At 52.8% G+C, this 9,986-nt stretch carries 10 protein-coding genes; all 10 read right to left on the bottom strand.

Going from position 1 to position 9,986, the window contains the following annotated elements; translation table 11 throughout:
- Positions 1-97: 97 nt before the first annotated feature.
- Positions 98-1,219, bottom strand: coding sequence for an ABC transporter permease (locus AB1656_24795; protein ID MEW6238616.1), 1,122 nt, complete (start codon positions 1,217-1,219; stop codon positions 98-100).
- The gene (locus AB1656_24790) at positions 1,216-2,166 is read right to left on the bottom strand and encodes an ABC transporter ATP-binding protein (protein ID MEW6238615.1); all 951 of its coding nucleotides are present in this window, start codon (positions 2,164-2,166) and stop codon (positions 1,216-1,218) included. The genes AB1656_24795 and AB1656_24790 overlap by 4 nt, the downstream gene beginning before the upstream one ends.
- A complete protein-coding gene (locus AB1656_24785) occupies positions 2,163-3,302 on the bottom strand; it encodes an efflux RND transporter periplasmic adaptor subunit (protein ID MEW6238614.1) in 1,140 nt (379 codons plus the stop codon). The genes AB1656_24790 and AB1656_24785 overlap by 4 nt, the downstream gene beginning before the upstream one ends.
- Positions 3,299-3,898, bottom strand: a complete 600-nt coding sequence (locus AB1656_24780; GenBank protein ID MEW6238613.1) for a TetR/AcrR family transcriptional regulator — start codon at positions 3,896-3,898, stop codon at positions 3,299-3,301. Before AB1656_24780 ends, AB1656_24785 begins: the two co-directional genes overlap by 4 nt.
- A 161-nt stretch (positions 3,899-4,059) precedes the next feature.
- Positions 4,060-4,782 carry a hypothetical protein gene (locus AB1656_24775; GenBank protein MEW6238612.1) on the bottom strand — a complete coding sequence of 241 codons (723 nt, stop codon included), beginning with the start codon at positions 4,780-4,782 and terminating at the stop codon, positions 4,060-4,062.
- A 46-nt stretch (positions 4,783-4,828) separates the two neighbouring features.
- A complete protein-coding gene (locus AB1656_24770; protein ID MEW6238611.1) occupies positions 4,829-6,160 on the bottom strand; it encodes an ABC transporter permease in 1,332 nt (443 codons plus the stop codon).
- A complete protein-coding gene (locus AB1656_24765; GenBank protein ID MEW6238610.1) occupies positions 6,157-7,065 on the bottom strand; it encodes an ATP-binding cassette domain-containing protein in 909 nt (302 codons plus the stop codon). The genes AB1656_24770 and AB1656_24765 overlap by 4 nt, the downstream gene beginning before the upstream one ends.
- Before the next feature lie 92 nt (positions 7,066-7,157).
- Positions 7,158-8,591: a hypothetical protein gene (locus tag AB1656_24760; GenBank protein MEW6238609.1), complete on the bottom strand. Its 1,434-nt coding sequence runs from the start codon at positions 8,589-8,591 to the stop codon at positions 7,158-7,160.
- 20 nt (positions 8,592-8,611) lie between these two features.
- Positions 8,612-9,163 carry a hypothetical protein gene (locus tag AB1656_24755; protein MEW6238608.1) on the bottom strand — a complete coding sequence of 184 codons (552 nt, stop codon included), beginning with the start codon at positions 9,161-9,163 and terminating at the stop codon, positions 8,612-8,614.
- A gap of 98 nt (positions 9,164-9,261) precedes the next feature.
- Positions 9,262-9,831 carry a sigma-70 family RNA polymerase sigma factor gene (locus AB1656_24750; protein MEW6238607.1) on the bottom strand — a complete coding sequence of 190 codons (570 nt, stop codon included), beginning with the start codon at positions 9,829-9,831 and terminating at the stop codon, positions 9,262-9,264.
- Positions 9,832-9,986: the final 155 nt, after the last annotated feature.

The raw sequence follows: 9,986 nt of genomic DNA, 5'->3' as shown, positions 1-9,986 counted from the left end.
GGGCGAGGCTCCCGCCGAGCCAAGACTCCTCGGTCCTTTTTCTTTCTACCATCGCCGAATTCCTCGGTAAGGAAGCTTATCACTCATCATTCCTTTCTCAATCCAACCGTTTATGGAATTTCAACACCGACATCGTAAAGAGCAATATTCCCATAACCGAGAGGGGAATAACCGATGGCAATAAATTTACAATCCCCGCGCCTCGCAGAACGATTCCCCGGAGAATATTGAGAAAATACGTCAATGGCAAAAGATAACTGAATGCATAGAAAATGAAGGGCATGGTATCGCGGGGGTAGATGAATCCCGAAAAGAAGATCGATGGCAGCAGCGTCGCTATCGCCATTTGGGTGGCCTGAACCTGGTTCTTCGCCGCCGTGCTGATGAGAAGGCCGATGCCGACGACAGCGAGCGCGAAAATGCCGGACAACGCGAATAGGAGTCCCGCATCGCCTTGAATTTCGATGTTGAATACGGCGTTCATGACGATGATCAAAACGCTCATCTGGAAAAACGCCAGGAAAACGTAGGGAATCAGTTTTCCCAAAAGCAGCGCCAGGCGCGTTGCCGGACTGACCATGAGCTGCTCCAGCGTTCCCACCTCCCGCTCGCGCACGATGGCGAAGGCGACCAGCATCGTCAACGAAAGTTGAATAGCCACGCCGATGATTCCCGGCACGAAAAAGTCGGCGGAGAGTAGGTCGGGATTGAACAACACGCGCGGACGAATGTCAATTGGCCGTTCCGGATTTTCCTGGCCGGTTAGTTGCGTCAACTGTTTCATCAACGATTGCAAACCGATGCCGTTGGCCGTGGACATGGCTTGCAGCGCGATGGTATTGTTGCTCCCGTCCAGAAAAACCCCGACGGAAGCGCTTTTCCCATGCTTATAACGATCCGTATAATCCGGCGGAATCTCCACGCCGACGGTGGAGCGTCCTTCTATCAGGCTGCGCATCAATTCTTCATGCGAAGAGACATAGCCCGTAATCTTATAGGTTCCCGTGTTAACGAACGAATGAATCAACTCCCGGCTCGATTCGCGTCCATCCTGATCGTAAACCACCGTCGAGAGATTGCGCACGTCCGTATTGATGGCGAAGCCGAAGGCGATGACTTGCACGATCGGCGGCAGCATGGAAAAAATCAGCGTCGCTGGATCGCGCAGCATGTGGATGATTTCTTTACGCAGTATAGCGAGACATCCTGTCGTTCTCATGATCGCCGCCTCCTTTCTTCCGCCAGCGTCAAGGAAACGAAAACATCCTCTAGCGTCGGCGACACTTCTCTTATATCTGCGCTGGGAAAACCTTCTTCCCGCGCATAATTCGCGGCGGCGTTTTCGTCAAACGACTCTTCTACTACTACGTGCGCCGCCTCTCCGAAGATCGTTGCGGATCGGACTTGGGGATGGCGGCGGAAGCGTTCTAAAAGCCGCGTTACCGGCTGCGCCGAAATTTCCAGGCGCCGGCAGCCTTCCGGCGTTACTTCAGGATTGAGTTTCAACGCGGATGGTTCGCCGCAGGCGATCAGTTTTGAAAGATAGATGTAAGCGACTTGCGTGCAACGCTCCGCTTCGTCCATGTAATGCGTGGTGACGAAAAACGTGATGCCGTTAGCGGAAAGATCGAACAGAAGGTCCCACAATTCCCGCCGCGCCACAGGATCGATTCCCGCCGTCGGTTCGTCTAGAAAGACGATTTCCGGCTCGTGCATCAACGCCGAAGCCAGCGCCAGCCGCTGCTTCCAGCCTCCCGAAAGAATCCCTGCCTGCCGATTCAGATAGTCTGTCAGTCCCAGGTAATCGCAAAGGACCTTCTGGCGTTCGTCGATTTTCGGCCAGGATAATCCGTAAAGACGCCCGAAGAAGCGCATATTTTCGCGTACGGTCAAATCTCGGTAGAGGCTAAAATGTTGGGACATGTACCCGATATGTTTTTTGATCTCGGCGGGATTGTCATTCACGCTGAAATCCAACAATCTCGCGTCGCCATCCGTGGGAGAGAGCAGCCCGCAAAGCATACGGATGACCGTCGATTTCCCTGAACCGTTGGGGCCGAGAAAACCGAAGATGTCTCCGCGCGGGACGCTGAAACTGACGCGGTCCACCGCCGTAAAATGGCCGAAACGCTTGGTTAGATTGTCCACTTCGATAACGGGCTTCATGGCGCAACCTCATTTTTAGACATTGGAAAAACGTCGGCGACCATGCCGGGCCGCAACAGACGTTTCGAATCTTCGATATCGATCTTCACGCCGAAAACCAGATCGTCCCGCGTATCCGGCGTCTGCACGTTGCGCGGCGTATATTCGGCGCGGCGATTGACCTGGGCGATGCGGCCTTTGAATCGTTGTCCGGGAAAAGAAGCCGCTGTCAATTCCAATTCTTCCCCTACGGAAAATTGTCCTAAGCGGCTTTCGGGAACGTAAATCCGAATCCATAACGGTTGATAGAGAATCATGGTCAACGCCGTCTGATTGGGCGAAAGCAAGTCGCCGGGTTGCAAGCGGCATGTTTCCACCACGCCTTCCGACGGCGCGAGGATATCCGCTTCCTGCAGGTCGATGCGGGCGCGCTGCAGCGCCGATTCCAAGCGCATCGCATCCGCCTTGGCCTGAGCTATCGTTTCTTCCCGCTCACCTTCCTCCATCAACGTCAGCGCGGCGGATGCCGCATTCACTTTCGCCTGCGCTTGTTGTATCTCTTCCGTACGGAAGCCGCTTAGCAGCCGATCCAGTTCCGCTTGCGCCGCCCGCAGCCGGTTTTGGGCGACGCGCAGTTCCTTGCGGGCGCGGTCGAGATTTTCCTCGCTAGTGTTTTTCTTGGCGAATAATTCCACTTGGCGCTTCTCCGTCAAAGCAGCGAGTTCGATCTCCGCTTTCGCTGCATCCACGTTGGCCTGGGCGGCGCGGATGTCTTCCTGGCGCGATCCGTTTTGCATGAGCAGTAGATTCGAACGCGCTTCCTCCAGTAATGCCTTGGCTTGCTGGATCTCCTGCGGGCGGCTGCCCCGTTCGAGTTCGAGCAGCTGCTGCCGCGAGCGTTCCAGCTCCGCTTCCGCTTCTTTGACGCGAGCTTCCAACGCATTGCGTTCGAGCCGCACGAGAACATCCCCCGTTTTGGCGGCGTCGCCTTCCTTAGCCGGAACGGAAACGACGCGGCCGCCGACTTTCGACCCTAACGCCGCATCTTCCGCTTCGACGGTTCCCGAGTATTGCGCCGATTCGGAACGAAGGCTTTCATGCCGCCACCAGGCGCCGAGGAGCGCGGCGATAATCGCTAGAGGGATTAAACGCTTCATGTTCTTTTCTCCAATGGCAAAATGCCTCGCAGCAGTATTTCAACGAATTCGCCAACCATCGCTTTCTCATTCACGGGGAAAAATTTTTCTCCCGGCAATATTTTTTGAAAGATCATATAAAAGAAAAAGATGCCCATAAAAACCCGCGCCGCCGCTTCCGGTTCGATCTTTCTGATCTCTCCCGCCTTTCTCGCCTCGCGAAACCATAAAATCAAATGTTCCAATACTCTTCCTGGCCCTCCTCGCAGCAAATCTTCGCCTTGGTTTTTAAGCCGGGCGCCGTCGGAAAGGAGAACGGACAATAAATCCCGCCGTTCCTCCAAAACTTTTATGACCTGTACTCCAAGGCGGGAGATGCGGTTTTCTAGGGATTTTCCGCCATTTTCCCGCGCCGCCTTGATATAGGGGATGGTGGAATAGTTTTCGATCATCTCGGCGAAGAGGCTCTGCTTGTTTCCGAAATGCCGGAAGAGCGTAACTTCGTTGACTCCCGCTTCCTTGGCGATGGCGCGCGTCGATGCGCCCTTGTAGCCGGATTGGCTGAATACTTTCAAAGCCGCCTGGAGAATGCGTTCGTGCGTTTGATTTGCATCCATATTCATGCTCCTTTTATAAAGCAAGCGCTTACTTGCATTATAGCGCAAAAAAAATCCGATGCAAACGGTTAGAGAGATTTTTTTGCGCTATGTCCAGAAAGGGATTAAGGGAAAATGGTGGGCTACGCTTCGCTTTGAGTCAACCCTACACAACTACATAACTATGGTTGGCTGGGAGGCAAACAAAAAGATACTTCGAAATCGGTTTTCTCTTGCCGTTTCAAGGAACGCTCCCATATCAACGCTCCCGAAGCGTCGCGCACGAATTCGGGGGCCGCTTCTACTTGAAGGCTATTGGGCGGGAGCGTAAGCCTCAGCCGGTAATTTTGGTTGGTTTGGGGAATGTATTGATAGGCGTAACGAATGTTATCGTTGTCAGCCAATGCGCCCTTTTTGATTAACGATCGCACGAGCAGCGCGGATAGGCGATAGGATGGAACTTGAACGGCGCAGCGCGTAAAGCCGCTGAATTGGCGGCCCATGAAAGGCAAGGAATGGTCGTTGAGGTCCTTGATGTCCAAAACGTTTCCCTCAATGAGAATATTGACGTAGCCGTCTTGCGAACGGCTGGAAATGGGAACGATGGATTCGAAGACTACGTCTCCGTCTGATTCGATGGCGATGGATTGTTCCCGCACGATGCCGATAGCGGGATCGTAGCGGTCGCCATTGACGCGGCGAATGCAGTTCAATGGGATTTGCAGCAATCCGTATTCTGTCCGCAGCGCCGCTTCGCCGCTTGTACTCTCTTCAATATTTCCCGCCAAGATCATGCCATCCAATGTTTCGATGATGGCTTCGCCTTCTTTCAGCGAAACGTCCTGACAAAAACCGGCGCGAGCGAAGCAGAACAAGGCGATTCCCGCCAAAACGATTATTTTCATTTTGCAAAAATTCCGGAGATTCGAACGCATGTTCATCGCCTCGATTCTATTCGTTTTCCACAACGCTTTGATCTTCCCGCAGCCAACACCATCGCCATAATTCCTTGAGGGAAGGCCGTTTGCCTGTCATTAATACGCCAATCCGAAAAAAGCGCGCCGCTAAGCCAATCCCCGCTATGGCGAATAATAAAGTAGTTGAAGCGATCGCCAACATTTCCCACCAGGGAATGGAAACAACCACCATCCGCACCGCCATGACGGTGGGCGAGAAGAATGGCACGAAGCTGAGCAGCCGCACCGGCCACCAATTCGGCTGAGTAATCAGTACGATGTTGAACATCAAGGGAATGACGATGACGATCGTCGCCACTCCTTGGAGTTGCTGCGATTCCGTCTCGTCGCCAACAACCGCTCCAATGGCGGCGAATACGGCGGCGTAAAAGAGATATCCTGTAGTGAGAAAGATGAGGAAATGAAAGAAATAACCGGCAGGAACATAATTGGCGATAGGAATTTGCTTATAATATAACGCGGCGAGGCCGAATCCCACCCAAACCGCGAATTGAATTAAACCAATCAAGTAATAGCCGAAAACCTTTCCCGCCAAGAGTTCGGTGGAAGAGAGCGAGGAAAGCAGCACCTCGACGACGCGCGATGTTTTCTCCTCCACGATGGTGCGCAACATGCGCTGGGTGGTGGCGAAGGTCAAGAAGAACATCAGCATGATGCATACTAAAGCGGGAATGAACAACTTATCGAAACCGGCGCGGCTTTTATCGCCGCCTTTTCCATCCGCCGCCGGCGCAGGCGATAGTTCGTACTCGTTCCAATTGATCCAGCGCGTAAGATGGTCGATGCGCGCCGGATCCAATCCTTCCGCCTTCAATCGCTCCTTCCGCGTCACGTCGGCCAAGGCGCGCGATAAATCGCCCGTCAACCGCATATCGAAGCCGCGCATACTGTTGAAGTCGCAGCGTCCTTGTTCGAGGATGTCGCCTTGAATCATAGCATAGGCGTCCCATTCCTTGCCCCGCACTTTGCTTTTGGCGCTCGCTTCCAGCGCTTCTTTGGGAAGAGTGAGGGATGAGAGAGGAATTAATTCGAACATAGGAAGCCCGTTGGCCAGTTTGCGATCCAGAATTTTCTCGCGCCATGCTTTGACGATTTCCGGAGTGGAGCCGATGATGCCGATGCGATAGGATTGCGTCCGCGTTGCGTTAGCTTTGCGCATCATTTTGTCTGCTAATGGAATCAAGGCGCCCATGAGAAACAACATCGCCATCGGCAAAAACAACATTAAGAGAAATCCCTTCGTTCCAATAATTTCTCCCAATTCGCGTTTGGCGACGAGAATGATGTTGCGCATACTCATGTTCATGATATTTTCTCCTCTCCCCCTACGAGTTGCACGAAGATATCGTGCAACGACGGCTCGCGGCGCGTTACGCTGAATACGTCTAGCTGGTTGGACAAGGCTCTGACGATTTGCGGCGTAGAAGCTTCCGGCGCCAAGCGCAAGCGCAGGCAATGATCTTCGGCGGACTCTAGGACGACGCCCTCAAGGTTTTCCGCTTGATGAGAATCGCCTTGATAATTCACGATCAATTCGCCTTGGCCTTGTTCCTGCTTGATGCGAGAAAGCAAACCGGAGAGAAGGAGGCGTCCGCGATGGATCAAGGCGATTTGGCGGCATAATTGCTCCGCGGTTTCCATGTTATGCGTGGAGATCATCACCGCCGCGCCCCGCTCCGCTTCCTCGATCAAGATTTGCTTCATCAGGTCGGAACCGACGGGATCGAGGCCGGAAAAAGGTTCGTCCAGGATCAAGAGGTCTGGTTCATGCAGGAGAGTAATAAGCAACTGAATCCGCTGTTGGTTGCCTTTAGACAATTCTTCGATCTTTTGGTTCTCTACGCCTGGCAGGTTGAGCCGAGCCAAGCCTTTATCAATCCGGCGCAAGGCTTCTTTCTTGCCGACGCCCTTGATGGAAGCGCAATACAGAAGGAATTTCATCACTTTCATTTTTTGATAAAGCCCACGTTCTTCCGGCAAATAGCCGAGACGGTGTTTCAAGGGCTTGTCGCTTTCTCCGCGGAATAGGATGCGTCCTTCATCTGCTCCCAAAATGCCGACGAGAATTCTCATAAGGGTAGTCTTCCCGGCCCCGTTGGGACCGAGAAGACCGAAGATTTCGCCTCGCGGGATCGAAAAACTCACCTGATCCAACGCGACGGTATGCCGGAATCGCTTTGTGACGTTTTCTATGACGATCGCCGCTTCCATCTTATGCCTCGATTTTTTTTCAATCGATTATTGAAATTTTATGATTCCGCAGGGGCGGCCTTTCCGCGGCCGCCCCTGCATTTCCTTTCGCCTCAATTGATGGTCAACGATTCGATAATCTCATTAAATTTAGATTCCAACGTCGGATATTCCGCTGGAGGATTAGCGTCGCAGATAATGAAATAGGCGATATTCTTGACGATGAACATAGCGCATTTCCGTTTCACGGTTCCCAATCCTTCCAAGGAGAATTGAATGTTGTATGTCTTGCCTTTGAGGGATCCAACTTGAATATCCTGCGTGGGTTCGCTGGTAAAATCTTTCGTCAATATCTTAATCGTTTCGATATCGCCTTTCACGAGATCGTCCAAACCAAGTTTGCCTTTCGTGTCCACGGCTAAAAAGCGAACTAGGCTTTTCCCTTGCGGCGGAGCCATTTCCACCGTGAAAAGATACGCATCTCCCAACGTCGTCGGTTTTTGTTTCCACCCTTCAGGCACGGCGATTTGGCAGCCGTATTCGCGGTTGGTATAGATGCGTCCCGTTACTTCGCCGCCCGCCTTTTTTTCCCGCAGCCGGTTCGCGGCGTTAGCCTTGGCGTCGGCGGAGAGAGCGAAGGAATTGAGGATGGATTCGAATCCCGGCTTCACTTTTTCCCATCGATCCGGCGGGAAGGCGTCGAAATTGAATATGTAAAGCAATCCACCCGATTTGAAATAAACACGCCATCGCTTCCGTTCGGGGAATACGGCTTTATCGACTACCAATTGAAATTGGCTTACGCTCTCGTATCCTTCCGCGCCGCCGACCGTTCGCGGACCGGATTGGAACAATTTGTAGGAATCGCCCGCCAACCGTTTCGCGGCGGCGTCATCCCCCTCCACCGCTTCTTTTCCTCCAATGTTTCCCGGTAACTCCAACATCCCCAGTACGCCGACGCAGACGGCGTCGGGAGCGATGACGGCCACGCCGTCATTCATATTGGGGACGATCATAGGAATGATGGTCCAATCTTTCGGCGCCGTCAACGAAACGCCAGTGTTTCCATCTTTGTATTGATTGCCGTCGATCCATTTCAACCGCTCTTTATTAATAGCGGCGTTGGACCGGATCTTGAGCGCGCCTTTTTCCTCCGACAGGAATTCCACGTACGCATTTTTGGAAATCGGCGTCCATTTCGCGTCTTTTTTCTCTTCGAGCAGGATATTGGATACGACCTTGATATAATCGCCTTTCTGCTCGACCGATTCGATTTTAGCCGACCACCGAATATCGCCTTGGCATAGATTAAAAAGACCCTTGATCATATCTCGCTGCGATTCCTTAGGGATGCCCATGAAAATCGCAAGATAATCATAAGAATAATTCGCCATGACGGCGTCGACGTCCTTGGCTTCGATCGCTTGTTTGTAGCTGGCGTATAACGCCTCCACTTTCGCCCTCAAGGCGGCGTCTTCCGCCCAAACCGTTGCGGAAAAAATCGCTATTATCAATAATGAACTTATTTTATAAACAGACCTTTTCATTTCTCTTTCTCCTTGTTTCGTTATATTTTGTTCGATGGTTTGACGGTCGGGTGAACGAGCCATTCTTTTTCGGAGTTCAACAGGTCGATATCCACCATTGGAATGAGTAAAAATGCGCCCGCCGCATTCCATTCTCGCGGAAATAGCGAATAGGGACCGGAAGCGGGTATGGCGTTGGGAATCGTGGAGACCCCCCCAGGCGCGATCAAAATGTTCGTCTTATCCGTTCCGGAATTAGTCCAGAAGAACAGGTTTAATCCCAAAGATGCGACGAGCAGAAGGCTGGCGAGAGCGACGGCGGGAACCGGCGCCGTTAACCGGGCCGAAAATAAACCGCGCAGCCAATCGCGAACGCGGCGCGGCGCGCGCTCCTCCGCCAGACGCGACATGACGCCGAGGGTGAAATCTTCGGAAAAGGCGGGCGTTTTCCACGACGGCAAGACCTTAGCCAATGCTTCTTGCCGCTGACAAAACGCCAGGCATTTTTCGCACGACGCGCCGTGGTTGGCCAGTTCCTCCGGCATATCGGCGTCTCCGCAGTTTTCTTGGTATCGACGGCATAATTCGTCCATGATTCGCCCCTTTTTTTTGAGACTGTGAGACTTTGGGACTTTGAGACTTGGGGACATAGTCTCCCAGTCTCCCAGCTCCTTGTCACCCAGTCCCGTTTTTACAAGTCGTTCATCATCGGCGCCAGGATTTCTTGCAGCCGCAGACGCGACCGATGCAGCCGGGATTTGATCGTTCCCAACGGAAAACCGGTGATTTGAACAATCTCTTCAAGCGGCAGATTCTGATATTCCCGCAGGACGAAGACTTCCCGGTATTCCGGTTCCAATCGTCCGACTGCTTCGGCGATGCGTTGCTCCCATTCCCTTTCCTGGACGGCGCGATGCGGATTCGATTCCGATTCCGCTGGAATTGCGGCCGCCTCCTCCAGGCTGACCGAACGAATTCGGCTTTTACGCAACTCATCGAGGCACAGGTTTCGAGCCAGCGTAAACAACCAGGTGGAGAAGGCGGCCTTCTTCCGATCGTATCGATCCAAAAGCCGGAAAGCGCGTAAAAATGCTTCCTGACCGATATCTTCCGCCAGTTCGCGGTTTTGGGTCATGCGGTAGAGAAATCCCAGCACTTTCGGTTGCAGCGCCTTGACGACCTTGGCGTAAACGCTCGCCTGGCCGTTGCGGCACTGTTCGACCCATTCTTCCATACCCTGCGCCTCGCCTCGTTCATCCATTTCGTCTCTTTATACGAAGGAGCGGAGATAAAGGTTCCCGCCATGATTTTTTTTGTTTTTTAGGGATGCGATGCCCGCGATTTCAGACGCGCGGCATGAGATAATGAATTTTGATTATATAACGCCCAAATCCGGAAAATTTATCGACATAATTC

The sequence above is a fragment of the Candidatus Omnitrophota bacterium genome, from assembly GCA_040755155.1.
Lineage (GTDB): Bacteria > Hinthialibacterota > Hinthialibacteria > Hinthialibacterales > Hinthialibacteraceae > JBFMBP01.
This window is presented reverse-complemented; position numbering and strand designations above follow the sequence as displayed.

Coding starts and splice junctions, on each gene's coding strand:
- AB1656_24780 (MEW6238613.1), bottom strand. CDS start 3,898: ATGGATGCAAATCAAACGCACGAACGCATTCTCCAGGCGGCTTTGAAA.
- AB1656_24785 (MEW6238614.1), bottom strand. CDS start 3,302: ATGAAGCGTTTAATCCCTCTAGCGATTATCGCCGCGCTCCTCGGCGCC.
- AB1656_24775 (MEW6238612.1), bottom strand. CDS start 4,782: ATGAAAATAATCGTTTTGGCGGGAATCGCCTTGTTCTGCTTCGCTCGC.
- AB1656_24770 (MEW6238611.1), bottom strand. CDS start 6,160: ATGAACATGAGTATGCGCAACATCATTCTCGTCGCCAAACGCGAATTG.
- AB1656_24790 (MEW6238615.1), bottom strand. CDS start 2,166: ATGAAGCCCGTTATCGAAGTGGACAATCTAACCAAGCGTTTCGGCCAT.
- AB1656_24750 (MEW6238607.1), bottom strand. CDS start 9,831: ATGGATGAACGAGGCGAGGCGCAGGGTATGGAAGAATGGGTCGAACAG.
- AB1656_24755 (MEW6238608.1), bottom strand. CDS start 9,163: ATGGACGAATTATGCCGTCGATACCAAGAAAACTGCGGAGACGCCGAT.
- AB1656_24760 (MEW6238609.1), bottom strand. CDS start 8,591: ATGAAAAGGTCTGTTTATAAAATAAGTTCATTATTGATAATAGCGATT.
- AB1656_24795 (MEW6238616.1), bottom strand. CDS start 1,219: ATGAGAACGACAGGATGTCTCGCTATACTGCGTAAAGAAATCATCCAC.
- AB1656_24765 (MEW6238610.1), bottom strand. CDS start 7,065: ATGGAAGCGGCGATCGTCATAGAAAACGTCACAAAGCGATTCCGGCAT.